Origin of the sequence: Wolbachia endosymbiont (group A) of Sympetrum striolatum, from assembly GCF_947250715.1 — a bacterium.
Taxonomy (GTDB): domain Bacteria; phylum Pseudomonadota; class Alphaproteobacteria; order Rickettsiales; family Anaplasmataceae; genus Wolbachia.
The window spans coordinates 1271865-1295689 of the sequence record NZ_OX366342.1; the positions used below are offsets into that span (position 1 = coordinate 1271865).

Genomic DNA, 23825 nt, shown 5'->3' on the forward strand with positions numbered 1-23825 from the left:
GTTTTTATAATAAGAAAGTTATAGTAAAAACTGAACAGATAATAGAAATTATCCAAAATTTCATAACGATTACATTTTCTGACCATCCCTTCTTCTCAAAGTGATGATGTATTGGTGCCATAAGAAAAACTCTTTTTCCTTCTCCATATTTAAACTTTGTATATTTAAAATATGATATCTGAATAATCACAGATAGAGTCTCTATTACAAAGATTATTCCAATAACGGCAAAAAGCATTTCTCTCTTCATTAAAACGCTAGTTAACCCTAAAGCTGCACCAATTGACAGGCTTCCAACATCACCCATAAATATTTTTGCTGGATGTGTGTTAAACCACAAGAAACTTAAAATAGCTCCTATAAATGCAATGCAGAATAAAGTAATATTCATATCTGCTTGAGTTATATATGCAATTAGCCCCAAAAAAGCAAAGGAAGTGATGACTTGAGTTGCAGCAAGGCCATCCAAACCATCTGTGAGATTCACAGCATTAGCAGAGCCGACAATTACAAACGCAGCAAACGGAACATATAGATAGCCAAAGTCGATTATTACTCCTTTAAATAGAGACGTTTTTGTAAAACCTTCAGCAGAGTATAGCTTAAGTATAGACATACTAACCAGAGTTACAATAAACTGAATAAGTATTTTGGTTTTTGCACTTAAACCTCGATAGTGATTTGTCTTCAATTTTAAATAATCATCAATAAATCCAAGTAGAGCAAAAAATAGAGTTATCAATATCAGCAGCAAAATTTCTAGTGTTAACTGAGCCCAGAGTAAAATTGGTAATAAAGAAGAAATCAGTATTATTATTCCGCCCATAGGTGGTACATTCTTTTTTGTTATTAAATGACTTTCTGGTCCACATGATCTAATTGGTTGCCCATCTTTACTTATTTTTTTTAGAAGCTTTATAAAATAGGGAAAAAGAATAAACCCAAAAACAAATGAGGTAAAAAATACTTTTGTAGCTAAGATCATCTGCTTACTTAAATTGACTAAGTATCATACCACCTATAGCTAATAAAGCCAACTTCTGTCATCCTATAACCTATCCCTCTTTCGCTTCATTCTTCCTTAATTTGGTGCGCATAATTACAATAACTCTGGAATAGTATGAAGAATTATATTGTTATCTTCTGCAAAACAAAATTCGCTATTTTTATCTGTCCATTTATACATTTCTTTTAGATTAATCTCAGAAGAATCATAAGTATCATATTCCGTTTTTTTATGATAATCATAATAGTGAAACTTATTATTTTTATCAAAATAACCAAATTCATCAGTCAATGTAGCCTTTTTTTCACCCTTTCCACTATTTATTACTTCGAACACTACAGCTTGATGGTTACCTAGAGAATCTGGTTCAGCAATTCCTTCTGTAATAAAAAACGATGGCCGATGGCTAAGTAACTCACCAAGATTTAGGTTACGTTTTTCTTTCATACAACTCAAACTTATGAATTTATATTCATCTGAAACGTTCGAATACTGTGGATCGTATTTTTTATATTCAAAGAATTCATTACCTAAAAAATTACAAAACGTTAATTTATAATCATCATTATTAAATTTAACAACTTTTAAATAGTGAAAATCCCTTGGGACAATTACCTCCTCTTTCGTAACATGATTACGCATGACCAATTGATCATCGAGCATGTAGTAACCTATTTTTGGTAAAGTAGCTATGGGCTTATCATTCAAGGCAACATTTGCTTCATAGATGTTATCCGATAACTCTTCCCCTTTTTGCAAAGTGAATTTCTGCTTTTCGTTGTTAGTCTCGGTTAAATTGCCTATTATTGTTGATACATCACTTATTGTTAATACACCACATTTATCTTTTGTGTATTGATACTTATAGCAGCTGTCATCTTTACACACTGGAAGACACTTTCCATTTTTGTCTGATATATAGATATTGTCATCTTTTATTGTAAAATAAAGTCCACCATTTTCTCCTTTGATCTTCTGTAGTACTGGATCATTTTCATCATTAAAATTGATGAAGTTTAGTACTTCAGTTGTTGTACTGTGTCTAGAAATGGGTAATTTGGCACCAAAATATGGAATGTCTTCTATGTGGTAAAGCGAAATCTCTATTGGTTTTGATCTAAGCTTTTCTATAATATTGTCCCTGTTTGCACTTATGATATCTTCTTGCTCTATAATAAGATTCTCTTCTTCACCATCTTTATTTTTCACTTTCAGAGGTGATTTTCCCTTATATAAAACTATTTTATCACCCAGCTTCTGTAACTTTAAATCACTAATAGTATCACCCAACTCAGCCGTACCAATGTGTGAACGAATAGTATACTTGTTGTTATTAATCTCTAACCTGTAATATGCAGTAGGAAGTTTAATCAGCTTCTTATAGAGCGGATCTTTATTATCTATTCTAAATGTATTTCCCATACTATTACCTTAAACAATTAACAGCCTTCAGATCAATCGCCTTGAAACTACTTGGAGGAGTGACATCGCTCATAAAACTCCTTGGCTGCTCGTTATCTGTTGCTGTTTTCTCAATATTAACAAACCCCCTTTGTTGCTCATTGTTTTCTAATGTTCTTTCCATACGATCTTTGAAAGTAGTCAAAAATCTATCAGTTTGTTTGTAATTTGGACATGATTTTTTTGCAGATAAATATAAGAGTTTTAACAGCTCGTTACGACTTTCATCATTAAATAATGACCTATCTAGAATGGTTGACTGTAGTTTTACTGGATCAAAATTTAGGCTTTTCTTTGGAATGCCGCATTTTGAAGCTGTTTCTTCTAATACTTTTTCAAATTTTATAGCAATATCTGCTGCATCCATTACTTTTGCCACTTGATTAAGCTCTTGTATTTTATTCTCTATTTTATATTCATCTTGTTTTACAAAAGGATAAAAGAAATTTATTACTTGAGATATAAATGAAGTTGGTCTACCTGCTCCACTTGTAACTGGCAGATTGTCTGAATTTTTAATTTCCCTCTTCTTTATACGTGCAGTACAAACTTGATCTGTAGGTTTTGTTTTACAAAATATATCCTTTACCTTACTATAAAGTGCTTGAGTATTTTGTTCTGATCGAAATGCTTTATCAACAAAATTGTCAGCCTCTTCTTTAAAATCTTTAGCTTCTTTGGCAGATTTTTCAGAAGCGCTTTTAGCTACCTCTGCTGCTTTCTGAGCGTTCTGAATTTCAATTTTTGTTTGATTCATCTTGCGCAGAAACTGATCAGCAACTGCAGCACCTATTCCATCTTCTCCCTTTGAGCCTTTAGGACCAGGCGCTCCTGTGTTGCCTTTAGGACCTACTAGACCTTGAGCAACTTTATTTCCTTGAGGGCCTCTTGGACCTGCATTTCCTTGGTCACCTTTTTCTCCAGGCATTCCTGGCAACCCAGTATCCCCTTTATCACCCATATCGCCTTTTGGACCAGCATCCCCTTTATTACCAGACACACCTGGCGCTCCATCTACTCCTTTGTCACCTTTTAATCCAGCCGTACCCGGCGCTCCGGTATCTCCTTTATCACCCATATCGCCTTTAGGACCTATGTCTCCCTGATCACCTTTTATTCCAGGCATCCCTGGTAATCCATCTACTCCTTTGTCACCTTTTAATCCAGCCGTACCCGGCGCTCCGGTATCTCCTTTATCACCCATATCGCCTTTAGGACCTATGTCTCCCTGATCACCTTTTATTCCAGGCATCCCTGGTAATCCATCTACTCCTTTGTCACCTTTTAATCCAGCCGTACCCGGCGCTCCGGTATCTCCTTTATCACCCATATCGCCTTTAGGACCAGCATCCCCTTTATTACCAGACACACCTGGCGCTCCAGCAACTCCTTGAGGACCTACTGGACCTGAATCTCCTTTATCACCTTTAGGACCTACTAGACCTTGAGCACCTTTTTCTCCTTGCGTGCCATTAAAGCCTCTTGGACCTACTGGACCTCTAAGACCTTGAGCTCCATCTGCTCCTTTAGAACCCGGGGTTCCATCTTTACCAGCTTTACCTTGCGCTCCTTCTTTACCTTGCAAACCAGATTCACCTTTCCAACCTCTCAGCCCTTTAGGACCACTACTACCTTCATTACCTTTCTCTCCCTTCGCTCCACTTGGGCCTTGTGGCCCTATAAGCCCTAAATCACCTTGTTTGCCTTTAGGGCCTTGTGGCCCTATATCCCCCTTTGAGCCTTTCAATCCCGTTTCTCCACGATCTCCTTTTGGACTCGTTATACTCAACCCTGGCATTCCCTTTTCTCCCTTTGGACCTTGTGGGCCACCAGCTTCTCCTTTTTCACCTTTTGGTCCTCCAGGCATTCCATCTAGTCCTGGTGATCCAGGTTCACCTGGATCACCCTTTTGGCTTAGATAGCCGTAACCCGAATAACCTTGATCACCCTTGTCACCTTTCTCTCCAGGCAACCCATTTAGACCTGGATGACCTTGATCCCCTTTAGGACCTGGCTTTCCTGTTAGTCCTGAGACTGCATAAAACTCGCCTTTTTGGCCCTTTTCTCCAGGTATGCCTGGCAGCCCATCGAGACCACGTGGTCTTGGTTCGCCTCCTTGACCTGGCAAACCTCTTGGCCCAGGAGGTCCATCTAGTCCTTTAGGACCAGGGGTTCCGTCTCTACCATCTTGACCTGGATAACCTGGCTCACCTTTAGGACCTACTGGACCTGGAGAACCAACTTCTCCTCTTAATCCTTGATCGCCCTTTTCACCCTTTATACTTTTTTTTAAGTTTTTATTATTTGCAATTTCCTTCGGCAGGTCTTGAGTAACATAGTTATTAAGTGTTTTACCTTTTAATTCAGTTATAGGTGTATTAAACAGCGCTTTTTCGAATCTTTCTAGTTCACTTGATAATAAAATAGCTGCCACATTCTCGGGCTTTGCATCTCTTCCTGGCTCACCTTTAGGACCTGGATAACCTTTTCCACCTGGAAGACCTGAATGATCTCTAAAGCCTGGCGACCCAGGCTCGCCCTGTCTACCTTTTTCACCTGGAATACCTGGAATACCTCTAGGACCTGGAAAACCTTCATAACCTCTTAGACCTTTATCACCTGGAGGACCTCGATAACCTGGAGGACCTCGATAACCTGGAAGTCTAGGCATTCCTTCTACTTGTTCTGTATGTCTTAATTGCTTAATTTGCTCTTTTAAATGTTGAACTTCTGCTTTTAAGTCTTCAAATTCTCTAGTATTCACCACATCAACCTCCAAAAAGTTACCAAAATTTTCTAAGTTATAATAATAAGGATATAAATCTAAGTTATGGCTGTAGTTATATCCTACAAAATCAGGTTTTAAACCATAAAAATTCTTACATTCGCTATTTTCATCTGATATGCAGCCAACATAATTATTACCTAATTTTTCTGTTGCGAAATAGCTATTTTTCACATTCAATCTCTTTATTCCATGAAAAGGAAATAATTTGAAATCATCACTTCTCCGATCGAATATTGGAACAACATTATTCAACATACCAACCTTACTACCAGTGGAATTATATACCTCAACACTCCTGTAAGATTGGTATAATTGATTTTCCGATCCCTTAAAAAAATTGTCTCCAATTCGTATATCAAGTCTATTGCCAATAAGACTCATATTTTTACTACTTATTACATCTTTTGAATCTATTAAAACCTTACTACTTTCAAGTGGTTTAAATTTTATAGAACGTGTATCATAATCATATACATGAACATATTCACCATTCTTGCGGGATTGAGGTATAAAATCAATAGTAGCTATATTAATAATATTGCCATCATGGTAATAATAGTAATATTCACCTGAGTCAGTAACCAAAGCTAACTTGTTGTCATCTCCTACTTTTTCTAGCTTTAGTTGTAGTCCTTGAGATAAACCATTCAGCACCTTTTGTGTTCCACAGCTATAGTCAATCACAATAAGGCGCTGACCTCTAGGCTCATCAATAATAACGTAAGATGTAGTAGGTAGACTAACTGTTGTTTCGTTATTTACTCTTACTTTAGTAGTTATCACATAACGAGTTGCGTTACTACAGTCTTTACCTGGGGCATCTTCCTTTTCTAGTTTAAAACGCATTTTCCCTTCCTTTGTGGTCTATGTTTTAGACACAGTTAATTTACAAACACTAATTATTGATTAATAATGGTGATATGTAAATATAGTTATAAAATAATTGTTACACTTGAATTCCTTCCTGGTTTCTGTTGTCATCATAACATTAAAAACACTTTAAGAAAGCTGCTTAGTTAAATTAACTTGGACAAGTAAATAGCAGTTTTGCAGCCTGTTTTTATGAATGAAGATAAAATGTTGTAGCCAAATGCGCTTTCAGCATTGTGCTGAATTGCAATATCTTTGTGCTCTAACTCCTCGTCGCGAAATTTACTTATAGTTTCTCTTAATTCCCCATCTTCTAAATGTGAAACTTGCTCTTTGTAGTGCTCCCCTATAACTTCTTCAACTGCAGCAGTGCAAGCCATAGCAGCTTTTTTGCCCATAATGGCAGTTGCAACGCCAAGTGACACTCCTAAAACACGCCAAACTGGCAACAAAACAGTAGGACGAACTTTTTGCTCTTTGATTTTCTCATTAAAATAGTGAAAATGCTTTTTTTCCTGCTCTTCCATTTCAATTATTTCATTGATTATAGAAGATTTTTTAAGAATAAATTTTTGACCAGAATAAATGCAAATAGCTCCATATTCCCCAGCATGATTTACTCTAATTGCCTGTTGCAAGAACTGATTGTTGCTGTACCTTAAATTATTTAGATTTCTTTCTTTCTCCACAATACACCTTACCTGATACGAACAGAGCTGCTATGAGATAAATTAAATTCCATGTTGCTAAGGAAACACCTAGAACGTAATGAGGTCTGTCACAAGATGGAGAGTAATTAGGATTTAGTAGATTATTTCTGAGCTCTTCTATACTAACGTTACCACTTGCTTGCTCTGTACAACCTAAAACATCATGAAATAAGTGGAGTTCAAGACCTACATGATAAAAAGATATTACTGCACCTATGAGGTAGCTGCAAAACGTTGCATAGATTAGAATTTTGTTGTCTTTAAGCATGCATACTACTGCAAGTAACCCTGCAACATAGTAAACTACCCGCTCGTATGTACATAACTTGCATGGCAGCATGTTGAAAAAATATTCTAGCACATATGCAAAAATTAGAGCAAAAGCACTTGATAGCAGAAAGATTGTAGGAATTCTGGAGTTATTACACACGACTTTAAGTAAATTATTATAAAGACCCCTGAAAGTATAAAGCAGAGTATTCATTTTGCATAGGGATTTTTATTTTTTTTCAAAAGTAATCTGACTGGCACACCATCTACGAAGAAATTTTTTCTAAGATCATTAATTAAATAGCGTTTATAACTTTCATCAACACTTTCAGGTATGTTACATATCAAAGAAAAAGCTGGAGGTTTAGTACCAATTTGAGCGATATACTTCATTTTAACTGCTTTACCTTTTACAAGCGGGTGAGAGTGCCTATCTAAAGCATCAATTAGCCACTTATTCAGTTTTGCAGTGCTGACTTTCTTGTTCAAAGATTCACTCACTTCAAGACACTTATCTATCACATCGCCGCAGCGCATGCCTTTCAATGCAGAAATTGTTACAGTTGGCACTTCCAAGAATAACCGAGTCACTTCCTGTTGTTTGACAAATTTTATTAACTTACTTCTGTCATCCTTACCTATTAAATCCCACTTATTTAAAACAACAATAATCCCTTTCCCTCCCTTAATTGCAGCTTCACCAATTGATAAATCCTGCTGCTCAATACCAACTAGGGAGTCTAGCATTAAAACTACCACATGAGAGCGCTTGATTGATTCTAAGCTTTTTTCAACAAATCTTGATTCTAAGTCATCTATAACATTCGCCTTTCTGCGGATTCCTGCAGTATCAATGAGAGTAATTAGCTCCCCATTATGATCATATACAATATCTACAGAATCACGTGTGGTGCCTGGCTCTGAATTCACTATTACTCTGTTTTCTGTAAGTAGGCTGTTTAAAAAAGTTGATTTTCCGACATTTGGGCGACCGATGATTGCAATTCTAAGTTTACTGGACTCATTGCCCAATAGATCAGTGTTTTCGTTCAAATTTTCAATAACATCAGCTAATGCATCATAAAGATCAACCATGCCAAGATTATGTTCGGCAGAGATATACACCGGGCCAAGAAAATCAAAAAACTGCAAATAATCAACATTTTCAGACTTATGACTCTCGCATTTATTTGCTATCAGTATCACAGGTTTATTTATTTTTCTCTTCAGCCACTTTGCAAATTCTTTGTTTTGCTCATTTTGCACTTTTGCATCAACAAGAAAGAAAATGATGTTTGAATTGGATAGAGAAAATTTTATTTGTTCAATAACTTGTAGTGAAAAATTAGTTTGGTCGTTCCATCCTCCTGTATCTATAACTTTAAACTCTAAATCGCTAATTCTGCCTATTCCTTCTCTTCTATCTCGTGTAACCCCTGGAATATTGCTGACCACCGCTGCTTTTCTTCCCACCAATCTATTAAAAAGAGTTGATTTACCAGCATTTGGTAGGCCTACTATAGCGATTTTTAGCATAATTTAAGAGCACCTTCTATACACAGTAAATTATAACCGAAATCTTGCAATTTAACTATTGACTTTATAGATCACGCGAGCATAATACAACTAGAATTTCTTGTTTTATTATGTCAAGTAGGGGGATATATGGTAGGGCAAGATATAAATGAGCAGCTTAGTTCTCTAGATGATGGCAGGCATTTTGAAGATGAGGCTATGGATGAGTCTGAGGATGAAGATACGCCTGAATTTAGGGCATCGTGTGAAAAACTCGAAGAAGAAATGAACCGTCCAGAAGTGATGTCGGAATTTCAATTAGATGGAGCAATATATTAACAAGTTGATGAACGTATGAAAGAAAATATCTCGAATGTATTGGAAGCTATACGTCAAGCTTTTAGGTTATGTGGTGAGAAGCGACTGACTGTGGGACAAATGATAAAGAAATGGATAAAATCTGTAGAACTTGGAGAAAGTCAAAAGATCAGGTTTGGCATGCCGTACTATGTGTTCTTCGAAGAATTATCAATAATAGATTATCTGATATCTAATGTGCACTTGCTAAAGAAGTTCGAGTTGTCCATTCATGAAAAACATCAACTAGATCTTCTTTCGTTAAAAATATCCGACCTAGTTTCAACAGGCACTTATGTGAGTGAGAAAGTTTTGGAGTTATTGCCAACAAGTCTACTGGAAAAACATAACAGCTATTTATCAAATCTAAAACAAATTGTATGTGAGGGCATTGAAAAAGATGGAGAAGAAAATGTGATAAAAGATGTTATAGTAGAAAGAGATAATAAATTTTATTGTATACAGTGTCCAGAAGCAAGCATTGTGATTCCTGCAAAATTCCTGAGTAATCCAGAATTTCAAAATTTAGATGGAGCATTAAAGATTGGGGAAGGAGATAATGTAATACGAATACAAGATGGAAAATATCATAATATAAAGGGCAGATTACAGATGACTTTTCCAATAAGCAACAGTGAAAAGATTGTAATGACTCTATCTTCTGAAAAGGCTGACAAACCAGAAAATGCCTCAAGCTTTGGCAAAATAATAGTACATATTGATGATAAAAGTTGTGAAATCTTCTCAAAGTACCTAAAAGAGCTAGAAAAAGAACCTCGTATAAGCAAGGTTGTTGAAGCTGCTAAAAGTTTTGCACAAACGAAAAGCAGTAAAGTTAGTTTACCTTCTTCTGTTCTAGAAAACGTTAGTCAACCACAACATTCTCAAAGTAGTGGCCAGGAATTACCAGCGCATTAACAATTATCATACATACACTGTTGCATATAGCAATAGTGTATGTGTATAGTTAATAGGGTTTGTAAACTTAATAAAGTCTACAACTAATTTGAAAACTACTTTATTGTATGCAAGACTTTGAAATACTAGAAAATCTAAAAACCAAAGCACTAGAAGCTGAAAAAGGAGGCGGTTCTAACAGAATCAATAAACAACACGAAAAAGGGAAATTAACTGCTAGAGAAAGGCTCAGTGTATTACTCGATGAAAATTCGTTCGAAGAATACGATAAATTCGTGAAGCATCACGCAACTGATTTTGGCATGCAAAATGCTAATTTTTTAGGTGATGGAGTAGTGATTGGTCATGGTACTATTTATGGCAGAAAAGTTTTCGTTTACTCGCAAGATTTTACTGTCTTTGGTGGGTCACTTGGTGCGTCACATGCAAAAAAAATATGCAAAATTATGGATATGGCAATTAATGCCAGGGTTCCAATTATCGGACTAAATGATTCTGGTGGAGCCAGAATTCAAGAAGGAGTAAATTCCCTTGCTGGTTATGGAGAAATTTTCCAAAGAAACGTAAATGCATCGGGCGTTATACCACAAATCTCTTTAATTATGGGTCCATGTGCAGGAGGGGCTGTTTATTCTCCAGCATTAACTGACTTTACTTTCATGGTAAAGAATAGTTCATACATGTTTATAACCGGACCAGATGTAGTAAAAAAGGTTACCTATGAAGATGTAAGCTTCGAAGACCTCGGTGGAGCAAAAATTCATACAAGCAAAACAGGAGTGGCAGATTTTGCATTCAATAATGATGTTGAGATGCTACTCAAAATGCGTGAATTCCTTACCTTTTTACCAGCAAATAATCAAGAATCACCGAAATCTGTACCAACCTGTAATGATGTTAATGAGATTGATGAATCCTTAAACACTCTAGTTCCTACCAATCCTAACACTCCTTATGATATGTATGAACTCATTGAAAAAGTTTGTGATGAGAAGAAATTCTTTGAACTAAAACCTGATTTTGCTCGTAATATTATAATTGGCTTTAGTAGAATTGGAGGAAATACTGTTGGTATTGTTGCAAATCAACCCATGCACCTTGCAGGATGTTTGGATATTGATTCTTCAAGAAAAGCTGCAAGATTTGTAAGGTTTTGTGACGCATTTAACATTCCGATCATCACACTTATTGATGTTCCGGGGTTTTTACCTGGTACAAACCAAGAATACAATAATATAATACAACACGGAGCGAAACTGCTTTACGCTTACGCTGAAGCAACTGTGCCGAAAATTAGCCTTATCACTAGAAAAGCGTATGGTGGTGCATATATCGTTATGAACTCGAAACATTTAAAAGGTGACATAAATTATGCTTGGCCAACTGCTGAAATAGCTGTAATGGGCCCTGAAAGTGCAGTTGAAATTATATTTAGGCATGAAAAAGATCAGCAAACGTTAATCAAAGAATATAAAGAGAAATTTGCTAATCCATTTTTTGCTGCATCACATGGATACATTGATGACATTATAGTGCCAAGTAAAACAAGGCATCACTTTCACAAAGCATTAGAGCTACTCAAAAACAAGAAAGTAGAAAGGATATGGAAAAAGCATGACAACTTACCTCTGTAACTTTCTTTTAGGCCTTGCTTGCAAGTTATGCAATATTATAAGTGTAATCAGTGTGCCGTTACCAAGACTCGAACTTGGGACCTCGTCATTACCAATGACGTACTCTACCACCTGAGCTACAACGGCAAGTTTATACATTATGATAATGAATAATACAAAAAAGAATAAGGAAAAAGAAGAGGAGAAAAAAAGATTAGCGAAAGCTTTAAAGCAAAATATTTTGAAAAGAAAAAAGCAGCAACAGAGTAGACAAAGCAGACCCCTTTCAAAATTTGTTTGTGGTGAGGAATTTTTAGGAAGAAGCGCCGCAGAATACCCAAACGTATTTGAGGAAGCTTTAACGACAAAATTACCATCAGAAACTTAAGTTTTGAAGGAGGTATCATGCCAGAACTACCAGAAGTAGAAGTAATCTCTAACTTTTTGCTTGATAAAATTAAAAACAAGCAAATTAGCAATGTTATAGTTAATAATTGGAATTTACGTGCCCCAATAACAAAAAATATTGATGATATGCTAAAGGGCAAAGTCATACGCAACATCAAGCGTAGAGGTAAGTATACGATCTGGAATACAGATGGTAGTATGGCTGTAATCATACATCTTGGCATGAGCGGAAAGCTTATATATGCTGACCATGATCAAGTGCGGAATAAGCACGATCACGTGGTATTTTTATTTTCCGATAATACTTCAATAATCTTTAATGATCCAAGAAGATTTGGATTAGTTATTATTTTAAGCAAAGAACAAGAAATAAATTTTTTTGATGGTTTTGGAATAGAGCCCCTCACGGATGAATTCAGTGGAGACTATTTACAGGAGTTGCTGAAAAACAAAAAAGTGAATATCAAATCAGCATTAATGGACAATAAATTAATAGTTGGCGTAGGCAATATATATGCTTCTGAAAGTTTGTTTAGAGCCCGCATATCACCACTCAGGTCAGCAAAAGACTTGACCTATAGAGAGTGCGAAAAACTTGCTGCTGAAATAAAAAATACTCTGAGTGATGCAATTGCTGCAGGCGGTTCAACACTGAAAGATTATGCACAGCCATCTGGATCTGCTGGATACTTTCAAAATAACTTTTACGTATATGGTAAAGTTCAAAAACCTTGCAAAATCTGCAACAATATCATAACACTTATACGACAAAATGGCCGTAGCACTTATTTCTGCAACGTATGTCAGAATTAAGATTTTATTTTTGAATATGACATTTTTACCTGAAAAAGATCCGATTAACTTGTTTTCAAAGTGGTATGAAGAAGTACTTAATTCTCCGTGTAAACAACCAACTGCAATGACGCTAGCAACTTGTAGCAAAGACTGCATTCCATCTGCAAGAGTAGTATTACTAAAGGAATATAGTAAAGAAGGTTTTGTGTTCTTCACTAACATAAATAGTAGAAAAGGAAAAGAACTGACCGAGAACCCTAAAGCTGCATTAGTGTTTCACTGGATAGAATTTGCTAGGCAAGTGCGAATTGAAGGAGATGTTAAACTTCTAAACGATGAAAGAACTGACAAATACTTCTCTTCTCGAGCGCGCGATAGTCAAATTAGCGCATGGTGCTCAAAACAATCGAGCATTCTGAAAGATTGGCAAGATTTTGAGCAAGCTATAAAATTGAAGGAGAAAGAATTTTACAATACACAAGTTTCTCGTCCTGACTTTTGGGTGGGATTTTGCGTAATCCCAAAAGTAATTGAATTTTGGCAAGAAGGTGAATATAGGAGACACACTAGGTTTAGATATACTCTTGTTGAGGGAAGCAATTGGAAAATAGAGCAATTATATCCCTAGCTACATTCGTTGTTGCAGACCCTTCTTAATTTACCATTGAGAATTGGATGACACCCTACTAATCCGAATTCTGGATTAAGGATAAAAAAGAGCAAATAACTTATAATTTTATAGCTAAAGTGACTTAGGTTTACCGATAATTTGAAAAACAACAAATTCGTCATTCCGCTACTTGTTAGCGGAATCTATCCTTGGCGGTATGACACGTAGGGAAACCTTTCTTGGGTTAGTTATAGAAGGTTAAGAATTTTTCATTGGACAGGCTTCTTATACTTTTGGTGAGGTTAAATTTTGAAGTGAAAATTTTAATAAACAGCAAATAAACAAGTTTATCAAAAAAAGAGTTAAATGTTAGGGTTTTCAGCATTCCGGACAATTTAAAATCAACCTGGGATGGAGGAAGTTAGTGGCGGTCACATACTCTTTCATCACAATGATAAAGAAGCTTACCTTTATCTCTGACGTATTTTAAAGGAATTTTGGGATTATTGATGTCTTTACCACCAGTATCATGCCATTTCTTTTCCCATGTAATATAATATGGTTCAAGGTCTTGCGGCGTTAATTTATATATTTCTTTTAGCTCTATTCCTTCATAAATAGCAAATACCCAATCCACCTTTCGGTATTTTGCAATTATTGTAGGATTCATATGATGATGAGTAGAAAAGCTTTTTGTAAGAAGAGCATTTACTGATTTAAGCTCATATTCATTACCATACTCATCAATGACATCATTTCCCTCGCGTGCTGGAAGAATAGTGAGTCCAGTTAGTAATAAGACTTGTAGGATTTTTCCGCCGTTATCCTGAAAGATATCATTTATACCATGCTTAACAGCAAACTCCTGATACTTCCGTATATGAGGAAATATATCTTTCAGACATTTTCTGTCTTGATCCTGATTTAGAAGTGCAGTAGGTTCAACACCAAGGGCATCTGCTATGCGCTCAACATTATCTATAGAGATATTTCTCTCACCACGTTCAACGGAGCCTATATATGTTCTGTGTAATTCACATAAATCAGCAAGAGTTTCTTGGGAAAGCCCTTTTATATTTCTTATCTTTCGTATATTCTGGGAAAGAAGTAACCGCAAAGATTGTTTTTTTATTTTTGTCATCTTTGTAAGATAATAGTTGACAATTATAAGTCTACAGACTATAAGTATCTTTCATATGGTGCACATATTGGAAAAATTTAAATTTAATAGTAAACCCACATATATTACAGATAGGGGAGCTGCATATTGTGGAGACTCTCTTAACCTATTGCCACAATTACCAGACAATAGCTTAGACCTCGTAATAACCAGTCCACCGTTTGCTTTGCAAAGAAAAAAAGAATACGGAAATGAATCCCAAGCCGAATATGTTGCCTGGCTTAGTCGATTTGCAAAATTAGTACATAGCAAACTCAAAGATACAGGCAGTTTTGTACTTGATTTAGGTGGGGCTTATGAAAAAGGCGTGCCATCCAGAAGTTTATATAATTTTAGAGTGCTTATACATTTCTGTGATGACATAGGCTTCTTCCTTGCAGAAGATTTCTATTGGTATAATCCTTCTAAATTGCCAAGTCCAATTGAATGGGTAAATAAGAGAAAAATCAGAGCAAAAGATTCTGTTAATACAGTATGGTGGTTCAGCAAAACTGAGTGGCCTAAAGCAGATGTCACAAAGGTGCTAGTGGAATACAGTGGCCGCATGAAAAAACTTATCGAGAACCCAAAGGCTTATTATACTCCAAAAGAACGACCATCAGGACATAATATTGGTAGTAGCTTTGGTAAAGATAATGGAGGAGCTATTCCATCAAATCTTTTGCAGATTCCCAATTCAGAATCTAACAGCCAGTATCTTGCTGCATGTAAGGAACTAGGTGTAAAAGAGCATCCAGCTCGATTCCCTGCTAAATTACCTCAATTTTTTATTCAGTTTCTAACACAACCAGGAGATGTTGTTTTAGATATTTTTGCTGGTTCTAACACAACAGGTTTTGTATGTGAGCAAGAAGACCGTTACTGGTTAGCATTTGAAGAAAATAGAGAATATCTTGCTGCATCTGCTTTTAGGTTCTTAAAAAAAGAATGCTCAAAAGAAACTATTTATCAACGCATTGTTCATGGTGAAGAGCAAGTGTTAAAGGCTAAGCAGTCTGTATTGGATCCTAAGTTCACTCAGCAGTCATTAGTAGTTTAGTTATGCTCTTTGTTCGTATCCGTTCAGCGGAGCGGCAAAATAAGGTAGACAAGGTAGTATAAAAAGATAACCATAGAGTAAAAGTGAGTTTACAACAAATGCCAGTGCGTGACACTGGGATGACAAAAAAGGGGCTACTCGGATGACAAAAAAAGGAGCACTGGAATGACAGCAGCCCTACGTCATACCGCCGCGGTATCTCTTAACATAGATCCCGCTAACAAGTAGCGGGATGACGAATATACCGCCACGAACCGTCATACCGCCGCGGTATCTCTTAGCCGCTAACAAGCAGCAGACCGTCATACCGCGATTCATTCGCGGTATCTCATCCGCTAACAAGTAGCGGGATACTTGACCTTTACAGGGATGACGGTTGTCGGTAGGCCTAAATTACTTTAGCTACAAACATTAAGAAATTTACCAAATAAAAAAAAAGGCAAAAGAAGCCCTAGTCACTGTCTATTTTCTGTATTGGCGTTTTTTAAGTCTTAAACACTGCAATTTAGCTGCTTTTAAGTGCAACTCACCTTATCTTAAATGTTTAAGAAACTTACTAAGCAGAAAAAAAAGGCAAAGAAATCCCGTGTTAGCTAGTTGTCACTCTCTAATCCTGCAAATCGGCGTTCTATACTTTCTTAAACGACTTATAAGCGCGTTTCAGCTTGTGTAGGTAAAAACCCAGAAATGTTGTGAAGACATAAGGTGCACATAGTGCAAAAAATTAAAAATAAGACGCCAACTACGTTGTTTTTTGCTGTTTAATCTGCACAGATGAAGATAACTGAATACCTTCAGTATTATGATAAGGGGACTGGGGGAATTTGTCAAGTAGTTTCTACCTGAAACCACAATATTCGCACAGTTGGAAAATGGTTGCGGGAGTAGGATTTGAACCTACGGCCTTCAGGTTATGAGCCTGACGAGCTACCGAGCTGCTCCATCCCGCGTCGTTGTTTATTTAGCTATTATACTTGCAATTATAGGATATACAAGGATAAAATCCGCTATGGGTCGTATATTAGTATATTTATTAACTTTTTTTGACATAATAGTTAGCTATATACGTCATAACCTACGTAATGAAAAATATAACTTGATACTGTGGTTTCCTGTGTGTCAGTGTGTAGGGATTTTAACCTATTTTTCCCTAAGTTTTGAACCAAGCTGCATTTTCACTATATCTATTTTTCTTTTGCTTCCACCTACACTAACTCTGATTGCGATACTGCACAAAAGGTACACAATACTATGCATTGCTTTAATTGCAGTGCTCATAGGATTTACAGCTAGTAAATTAAGAACAGCTTTAGTTGATACTCAAATTCTTGATAAAGAGAGATACGTAAAAGATATAATTGCCACAGTGAAGGACATTAATCACAGGGGCTCATACAAACAATTTCTGCTTTCTGTCTCTACTATCTCAAAATCCTCTCCTGTCATCCCAGCACCCCCTTTTGTCATCCCAGTACTTGATACTGGGATCCAGAAAAAAAAGATATGGATTCCAGCGTTACGCGCTGGAATGACACCGGATAGAGCTCTAGATAACATCAGAATATCAGTTAGAACCAAAGTGGAAAAAGGCATTAAAATAGGCGATCAAGTAAAATTATCAGCAAAACTCTTCCCTCTAAAGATTGCGCCCTCGGAGCATGCATATGATTTTGCAAGAATAGCATATTATCAGAAAATAAGTGCAACAGGTTTTGCAACAAGCAAAATAGCTTTGCACAAAAAGGCTGAAGCAAGGAAATTTCAAGAATATATAGAATCTTTCCGTCAATACATTTATGAAAACCTGCAGCAAAATATTAAAAAACCACATGCAGACATAATTTCTGCATTACTAATCGGCAAAAAGGACGGAATAGACCAAAAAACTATGGATGCGATAAGAGATTCAGGTATAGCACATTTGTTTGCCATATCTGGTTTGCATTTATCATTTGTTGCTGGCCTGTTTTTTATAGTGTTTCGTAATTTATTCGCAATATCTGAAACTTTGACTCTTAAGTATAACACCAAGAAAATATCTGCATTCCTTACTATCTTGCCAACCACGTTTTATTTGTTGATTACCGGTATGCAAATTTCTGCTCAGCGTGCCTACATCATGGTGATTTTAGTACTCGTTGCAATAATGATAGAGAGAAAATATCGAGGGTTAATAGCAATTGCGTTTGCTGCTGCAGTGATACTCTCAGTAGAACCAGAAGCAATTTTAAAGCCAGGCTTTCAGATGTCATTTTCTGCGGTTTTGGCACTGGTTGCCAGTTATCAAATTAATGCTAATAAATTGTTCAAAATAAAAATAATGAAATATTTTGTGTCGATAATGATCAGCTCAGTAATAGCAAGTTTAGCAACTGTTCCGTACACGATATACAATTTTAATTATTTTTCAATTAGTGGTATTATCACAAATTTAGTTGCTATACCAATAGTTACATTAATTATTATTCCACTTGGAATAATTTATGTCTTATTGATTCCTTTAGGTATTGAATGGATTATAGCGTCATTTATAGAGCGCCCAATTGACAGTATCTTGTATATAACAAATGCAATCGCTAGTCTTCAGTATTTGGTTATTCCCATTCGTACTTTTCCTGCCTCATCAATTATTATCATAACACTTGGTTTATTGTGGCTGTGCTTGTGGGAAAGAAATTGGCGTTTCTTCGGAATTTTCTTTATTGTACTAGGTATTTGCTTTAGCACCGCATATAAAACCCCCGACATCCTAATAAATGCTGATAATGTTGCTGCAAAGGAGAGTGATAACTTACTATATTCTCTCACCAGAAAAAATAGGAACTTTGTTGTCAAAACATGGGCGAAACAAAATGGGCAGAACCAAATTTTGAATCATACAAAATATAGCAATCCAGATAAAAGACTAAAGTGTAACGATTATGGCTGTATATATAATAAAGGAAATAATAAATCAGTACTGCTTGCTTATAAAAAAGAAGATATTTCAGAAAATTTTGATAAAGTTGATTTAATAATTCAATTAAGTGAATTCGACTATTCAGTTTGTAATACTAGAACTATTAAATACACCAATCTAAAAACATATGGCACACATTCAATTTGGTTAACAAATCGTTACGTAAAGATTAATAAAGTGCGCTCTAACCGGCCTTGGCATAAGTTAAAAAGCTTGATTTTAAAGTGTTGTTAACAATAATTAATTAAATTTAAATGTAAGGAAATTTATGTATTTAGGTACTCAAGAAGGAAATTCTTTAAACCTCAACCTAACTCATGATCATAATGTAGCCAGAATAAATGATGCCATTGGTTTTCTCCCTAAAGCATGGCATGCAGCAAAAAAATATTCTGTAAATAATACCCTACCTATAGCAGTTGTGAACACTTGGCTTCAATTTTCTCTAGCCTACATAACTGCAATGGTAATAACCCTTAACGATTTAAGCTTTATTGCTACTTTTAACCCAACATTAATGCCAACTTACTTTCTGGTTTCTGTTATTTTTGGAGTAGTTTTATTAACCTCTCTTGCTCTAAGATATATATACAAGCAAGAAATAAAAGATGAGAAATCAAAAGATGGTGATAGCCCAATAGATATAAAGATTAGAGGTGGAAAAAGTGATGAAATAAATGAGATTGCTCAAAATGCATTAACAATAGAAATTGTTCCTGATTTGGTCGATAAAAAGCAAGGTTTTTCAATAATTTTACCAATCTCTGAAAAACAGGGAGAAATATTAGAAAACAAAAGACAAGAGAATAGAAATAAAGTTATTTTGCTTACTGTGCCATATGTGCTGAGCGGTCTAATTGTAGCTGGTGCATTGATACAAAATAAATTTAGCTTTGCCAATGTTCATGGTTGGGAAGAATGGGGTTTCATTGCATTCGTGAGTGCTGTCTTCATTGTTGGAATATGTATAGCATTGAGTAAATTAAAAAGTAATGAAGTAAATAACGCATGCAATATTGTTAAAAAATTCGATAATGTGGATATTTTACTCCCATGGAGAAAAGGTAGTGTTGTATCAGTAATGGAGAATAAATTTAAGAGTGAAGAGGAGAATGATCCGATATCTCGATTGGGAAGATTAGTTAATAGACACCTAACTGACTTTATTGATAAAATTTGCTGTTTATTTAAGAACGATCTTTTAAAGCCTGCAAATATTAACATTAAAGAAACGCTTGGCAGTATAGGGAAGGATCTCAAAGCTTTACTTGATAAATTAGAAAAAGATATAAAGAAAAATGTGGATGAGGTGAAAACAACTGCTAGTAAAGAAATAACTGACTGCCTGAAAAATATTAGTAAAAGTGTGGATGTTCTGTGTAAAGAAGTTAGCGGAGACGTAAAAGGTAAACTGAGTGAAGTGGACGTAGAAAAGGTAATGAGTTTAGTAAACAACTTGAGTAATCTAGCAGAGACTTTAGAAGATAGAATATCTAGACTTAAACCTGGAGCCCGTATGGGATTATCCGGAGCGACTTTTGCAGATGAAAGATTACCTAACGCACCTAATAACCCCAACCCTCAACAAAATGGGCAAGGAAGCAGTAGTCAATCTAATACTGATCGATCTGCAAATAAAGATATGCAAACTAGTACTAATGAATCTGCAGATCAAGAGATACAGACACAGTTATTAGAAGAACACAACCGACCAAGTGAGCCTGATAATGAAGATAATACTGATCAATTAGTAGATGAAGAGAAGAAGCTACAAGAAAAATGGCAGTCTTAGAAAAACAAGACAGAGTAAGGCAGCTGAAAAAAGATTTATTTGAACGAGAAAAAACAGATGAATGGAAAGAAAAAATCAACGGCAAACCAAGTGACTTTCTATATTATTTATTAGAATCTATTAAGCTGGAAGAAAAAGATAATAAAGAAGAAAAGGTTGAGGCAACACTACGGGATTTTGATAACAAGATAATAATTCACTGGAAAGATGGCTCTCAAACAACTTGCCATATTAAAAAACAAGGTGATCTTCCTAGTACAAAAGTTGATTTCGTAAATCAAAATATTCAAGCAGCATGGGAAATGGCGCGGGGTAAATCACTATAGATCACTCAGTAATAACCTTAAGTGTTAATAATGATAAGGAGAAATTAAGGCTAGATATCTACGTAGCTGAAAAGTGCAACATATCACGCAGTAAAGCTCAAAGATTGATACAAAATGAGCAGGTGAAATTACTTGGCATACCGATAATTAATAATGATCACATAGTAAAACCAGGTGAAGAGTATGTGGTGCATCTCGTTCAACCTGACATATCCACATCAATTGAGCCTAATTATGACATAAAACTTGATATCGTCTATGAAGATGAGGACATTATAGTTCTGAGTAAACAAAGTGGATTAACAGTGCACCCTGGTGCTGGGACAAACAATGATACGCTTTTGAACGCAGTTATCGCTCACCTTGATGTAAGACCAAGAATTGTTCATAGACTCGATAAAGATACCAGTGGGCTGATGGTAATTGCAAAAAATGAGGAAGCCCATAGTTTTTTGTCTGAGTTGTTATCAAATCGTAAAGTAAAGCGGGAATACTTAGCAGTAGTTTGGGGAACATTGTCTACTCAACAAGGAACGATAAAGACTAACATTGCTCCAAAGCGTGGTAATAAAGAAATGATGTGTGTAACAAAAATCACAGGCAAATTAGCAATCACTCACTATTTAGTGCAGAAAGTTATAGGACAAGTAAGCCTGGTTAAATGCACTTTAGAGACAGGTAGAACACACCAAATTCGAGTCCACATGAGCCACATAGGACATTCCATAGTTGGTGATCAAGTTTACGGAAAAAATAGTAGTAAAAGCACAAAATATGCTAAAAACTCTAGTTTCATTCATAATTTCAATAGGCAAGCACTACATGCTTATACACTGGGCTTATACCACCCAAAAAGTAAGGAATACATGGAATTTGTCTCTGATTTACCGCAAGATATAAAAACTTTAATTGGTGAGTTTGAAAATATACCTAAGAAAGGTTTACCTGATTTTTGAAGTAACGGCATCATTGCTGGTATAGCTAACCCAAGAAAGGTTTCCCTACGTCATACCGCGATTCATTCGCGGTATCTCTAGATCCCGCTAACGAGCAGCGGGATGACGAATTTTTGTTTTTCAAATTGTAGGTAAACCTAAGCCACTTTAGCTATATATATCTTTGGCTGAAATAAATTAAGATTTACTGCAGCTACAATAAGTACTCTTATCATCACATTTTGGTGTTAAGTCGGGATAGAACGTGAGTATAGCATCATTCTTTCTTACAAACACTGATTGATAATTGTCATCTTCCATTTCATATAGGCACATTCCATCTTTTCCTAATTCCTTGAACGCCTTAGTTGCAGAAATTAAAATATCATCGGCATGAAGGTTATATGCGTATCCATTTGGGCATTTAACTTTCACTTCCCCATCCTTACCCAAATATTTCATTCCAAATGTATAAACTGGTGGCTTAATATCTGATTTATTGCATAGGGACTTATCATTCCAAATTGCACCTGCCCATTTATCTTCTTGAGCTTCAACATATCTACCTACAAAATGCATACCACCTAATTTATCGTTTGGCTCACCACAAAAAATATGTCCAAACCCTATAGTTTCTTTTTCACTTTCACTATTTGTAAACCAAATGTTAGCCAGTTCATCTTTAAATAACTCCAAATCCGCATCTGGCGTAATCACTTGATGATCAAGCTTATCATATATTCCTTTCACTACTTCTTGATGCTGCGGACAACTAAGTAAAATTTTGAAATCTTCTTTATCTGGATGTGCTCCCCAATCTCCACAAACTTTCAACACTCCTCTGTCGAAGTCAGTTAATTCTGGAAACGGTGGTATATAACCTGGTTGTGAACTGAAAAATGGTTCAAAATTGACCTTAACATTTTCTTCTACATAACTGGTGTGAAAATAATGATCCTTAATATAAAAAATAAATCCTATTATTGGTATTATTAAACACAAAATTAGTTTAACTGTCTTCGACATAATCACGTTCACAAAAAAGCTAGCTTATAAGAAACAATTTAAAAAAGTTTTAATCTAATCATTTTTGCAGAGCAGCAACTCCCGGCATTTCATCACCACCCAGCCAACTTAAAAACGCTCCTCCACCAGTGGAAACATATGTAAAATCCTTATCGGTAAGGCCTGCAGCGCTTATTGCAGATAGACTATCACCTCCCCCTATTATGCTGGTTAACTTTCCTTTGTGCGTTAAGTCACTTACGACTTTCATTACCCCTATTGTACCACTTGCAAAAGCTGAATGTTCAAAAACACCAATAGGTCCATTCCACAGCAGAGTCTTACTGCTTGCTATTATACTGCTTATTGTACTCAAAGTTTGTGGTCCGATATCCAAAATTATATCACCGTCCAAAATGGACTCAGTTCTTCTTGAAATACTAGTGCTGTAATCAGAGTTTACTGCAACCAGAACGTCTTCTGGCACAACTATTTTGCAATTGTTTTTATTTGCTGTTTCAACAATATTATGTAGAAGGTCGTCAACACCATTTTGAAAGAAAGATTTTCCTATATTTACTTTGCTAAATAACAAAAAATTATTAGCAATTGCACCTCCGAGAACTAGGTAATCAACCTTTTCTGTTAGCTTTATAAGCATTTTTATCTTAGTTGACATTTTGGCTCCCCCAACTATCGCAGTAATAGGTTTAGCTTTAAACGATACAGCTTTTTCAAGATACTTTAGCTCATCTTGTAAGCAAAATCCCTCGTAGGAAGGTAAAAACTCTGTAATGCGTGAAATAGAAGCGTGAGCTCTGTGAGAGCAAGAAAATGCATCATTTACATATATATCCGCTAGAGATGCTAGTTGTTTGGCAAAATTTGAGTCACTCTGCTCTTCCTCTTTATAAAATCTTAGATTCTCTAGTAATATTATATCTCTTGCATCCATAGCACTCACTGCTTTTTGCACTTTTTCACCAACGCAATCATCAATGAATTTCACTTTTTTATTTAGTAACTGCGATAAAGTGTCAATTACATTTTTTAGCGACAGATTATTGTCTCTGGCTTTTGGGCGTCCGAAATGCGATATAATAATAATCTTTGCACTTGCATTCACTAAATACTCAATAGTAGGCAATGCTCTCAAAATACGAGTGACGTCACGAATTTCTCCATCTTTTATAGGAACATTGAAGTCAACTCTGAGTAAGACGGTTTTATTGTGAAGATCACAATTTTCTATACTAGGTATATTCATT

20 protein-coding genes and 2 tRNA genes are annotated in these 23825 nt (G+C 35.7%); 11 read left to right on the forward strand and 11 right to left on the reverse strand.

Annotation, left to right across the window (positions count from 1 at the left end; translation table 11 throughout):
- Positions 1–4: 4 nt before the first annotated feature.
- The 6 genes from mraY to der all read right to left on the reverse strand — a co-directional run bounded on the left by mraY (position 5) and on the right by der (position 8641).
- Complete coding sequence (gene mraY, locus OOK87_RS06205) at positions 5–985, reverse strand: phospho-N-acetylmuramoyl-pentapeptide-transferase (protein ID WP_253309561.1); 981 nt, start codon at positions 983–985, stop codon at positions 5–7.
- 114 nt (positions 986–1099) lie between these two features.
- Positions 1100–2428, reverse strand: a complete 1329-nt coding sequence (locus tag OOK87_RS06210; protein ID WP_253309560.1) for a hypothetical protein — start codon at positions 2426–2428, stop codon at positions 1100–1102.
- A 4-nt stretch (positions 2429–2432) separates the two neighbouring features.
- On the reverse strand, positions 2433–6101 hold the full coding sequence (locus OOK87_RS06215; RefSeq protein WP_264688364.1) for a collagen-like protein: 3669 nt from the start codon (positions 6099–6101) through the stop codon (positions 2433–2435).
- 170 nt (positions 6102–6271) lie between these two features.
- The gene (locus OOK87_RS06220) at positions 6272–6814 is read right to left on the reverse strand and encodes a demethoxyubiquinone hydroxylase family protein (RefSeq protein ID WP_253309557.1); all 543 of its coding nucleotides are present in this window, start codon (positions 6812–6814) and stop codon (positions 6272–6274) included.
- Positions 6789–7319, reverse strand: a complete 531-nt coding sequence (locus OOK87_RS06225; RefSeq protein ID WP_253309556.1) for a disulfide bond formation protein B — start codon at positions 7317–7319, stop codon at positions 6789–6791. Before OOK87_RS06225 ends, OOK87_RS06220 begins: the two co-directional genes overlap by 26 nt.
- On the reverse strand, positions 7316–8641 hold the full coding sequence (der, locus tag OOK87_RS06230; RefSeq protein ID WP_253309555.1) for a ribosome biogenesis GTPase Der: 1326 nt from the start codon (positions 8639–8641) through the stop codon (positions 7316–7318). The genes OOK87_RS06225 and der overlap by 4 nt, the downstream gene beginning before the upstream one ends.
- Positions 8642–8770: 129 nt before the next feature.
- On the opposite strand from der, the gene OOK87_RS06235 reads away from it, so the two are divergent.
- The 3 genes from OOK87_RS06235 (at position 8771) to OOK87_RS06245 (ending at position 11529) form a co-directional block, all read left to right on the forward strand.
- The gene (locus OOK87_RS06235) at positions 8771–8959 is read left to right on the forward strand and encodes a hypothetical protein (protein WP_264688365.1); all 189 of its coding nucleotides are present in this window, start codon (positions 8771–8773) and stop codon (positions 8957–8959) included.
- Positions 8960–8974: 15 nt separating this feature from the next.
- On the forward strand, positions 8975–9895 hold the full coding sequence (locus OOK87_RS06240) for a hypothetical protein (RefSeq protein WP_264688366.1): 921 nt from the start codon (positions 8975–8977) through the stop codon (positions 9893–9895).
- 107 nt (positions 9896–10002) lie between these two features.
- Complete coding sequence (locus tag OOK87_RS06245) at positions 10003–11529, forward strand: acyl-CoA carboxylase subunit beta (protein ID WP_253309552.1); 1527 nt, start codon at positions 10003–10005, stop codon at positions 11527–11529.
- A 53-nt stretch (positions 11530–11582) separates the two neighbouring features.
- Here OOK87_RS06245 and OOK87_RS06250 read toward each other — a convergent pair.
- A tRNA-Thr gene (locus OOK87_RS06250) sits at positions 11583–11655 on the reverse strand.
- A gap of 19 nt (positions 11656–11674) precedes the next feature.
- On the opposite strand from OOK87_RS06250, the gene OOK87_RS06255 reads away from it, so the two are divergent.
- From OOK87_RS06255 to pdxH, 3 genes are read left to right on the forward strand one after another with little or no spacing between them, the layout of a single operon-like run.
- The gene (locus OOK87_RS06255) at positions 11675–11896 is read left to right on the forward strand and encodes a hypothetical protein (RefSeq protein ID WP_253309551.1); all 222 of its coding nucleotides are present in this window, start codon (positions 11675–11677) and stop codon (positions 11894–11896) included.
- Positions 11897–11913: 17 nt separating this feature from the next.
- The gene (gene mutM, locus OOK87_RS06260; RefSeq protein ID WP_253309550.1) at positions 11914–12729 is read left to right on the forward strand and encodes a bifunctional DNA-formamidopyrimidine glycosylase/DNA-(apurinic or apyrimidinic site) lyase; all 816 of its coding nucleotides are present in this window, start codon (positions 11914–11916) and stop codon (positions 12727–12729) included.
- A 16-nt stretch (positions 12730–12745) separates the two neighbouring features.
- A complete protein-coding gene (gene pdxH, locus OOK87_RS06265; protein ID WP_253309549.1) occupies positions 12746–13339 on the forward strand; it encodes a pyridoxamine 5'-phosphate oxidase in 594 nt (197 codons plus the stop codon).
- A gap of 403 nt (positions 13340–13742) precedes the next feature.
- On the opposite strand, the gene OOK87_RS06270 is transcribed toward pdxH, so the two are convergent.
- Positions 13743–14462, reverse strand: a complete 720-nt coding sequence (locus tag OOK87_RS06270) for a helix-turn-helix domain-containing protein (protein WP_253309548.1) — start codon at positions 14460–14462, stop codon at positions 13743–13745.
- Between the two features lie 55 nt (positions 14463–14517).
- Between OOK87_RS06270 and OOK87_RS06275 the strand changes: the two genes are divergently transcribed.
- Positions 14518–15540 (forward strand): DNA-methyltransferase, encoded by a 1023-nt coding sequence (locus tag OOK87_RS06275; RefSeq protein WP_264688367.1) that lies wholly within the window; start codon positions 14518–14520, stop codon positions 15538–15540.
- 873 nt (positions 15541–16413) lie between these two features.
- Here OOK87_RS06275 and OOK87_RS06280 read toward each other — a convergent pair.
- A tRNA-Met gene (locus OOK87_RS06280) sits at positions 16414–16490 on the reverse strand.
- 59 nt (positions 16491–16549) lie between these two features.
- On the opposite strand from OOK87_RS06280, the gene OOK87_RS06285 reads away from it, so the two are divergent.
- The 4 genes from OOK87_RS06285 to OOK87_RS06300 are packed head-to-tail and all read left to right on the forward strand — an operon-like array spanning position 16550 to position 21573.
- Entirely contained in the window at positions 16550–18733 is a 2184-nt protein-coding gene (locus OOK87_RS06285) for a ComEC/Rec2 family competence protein (protein WP_264688368.1), read from the forward strand.
- A gap of 34 nt (positions 18734–18767) precedes the next feature.
- A complete protein-coding gene (locus OOK87_RS06290) occupies positions 18768–20291 on the forward strand; it encodes a hypothetical protein (protein WP_264688369.1) in 1524 nt (507 codons plus the stop codon).
- The gene (locus tag OOK87_RS06295; RefSeq protein WP_264688370.1) at positions 20279–20617 is read left to right on the forward strand and encodes a hypothetical protein; all 339 of its coding nucleotides are present in this window, start codon (positions 20279–20281) and stop codon (positions 20615–20617) included. Before OOK87_RS06290 ends, OOK87_RS06295 begins: the two co-directional genes overlap by 13 nt.
- The gene (locus tag OOK87_RS06300) at positions 20608–21573 is read left to right on the forward strand and encodes an RluA family pseudouridine synthase (protein WP_253309973.1); all 966 of its coding nucleotides are present in this window, start codon (positions 20608–20610) and stop codon (positions 21571–21573) included. The genes OOK87_RS06295 and OOK87_RS06300 overlap by 10 nt, the downstream gene beginning before the upstream one ends.
- A gap of 177 nt (positions 21574–21750) precedes the next feature.
- Here OOK87_RS06300 and OOK87_RS06305 read toward each other — a convergent pair whose 3' ends face one another.
- Both OOK87_RS06305 and OOK87_RS06310 read right to left on the reverse strand, forming a co-directional pair.
- On the reverse strand, positions 21751–22578 hold the full coding sequence (locus OOK87_RS06305) for an EndoU domain-containing protein (RefSeq protein WP_253309545.1): 828 nt from the start codon (positions 22576–22578) through the stop codon (positions 21751–21753).
- A 58-nt stretch (positions 22579–22636) separates the two neighbouring features.
- A complete protein-coding gene (locus tag OOK87_RS06310) occupies positions 22637–23824 on the reverse strand; it encodes a phosphoglycerate kinase (RefSeq protein ID WP_264688371.1) in 1188 nt (395 codons plus the stop codon).
- Position 23825: the final 1 nt, after the last annotated feature.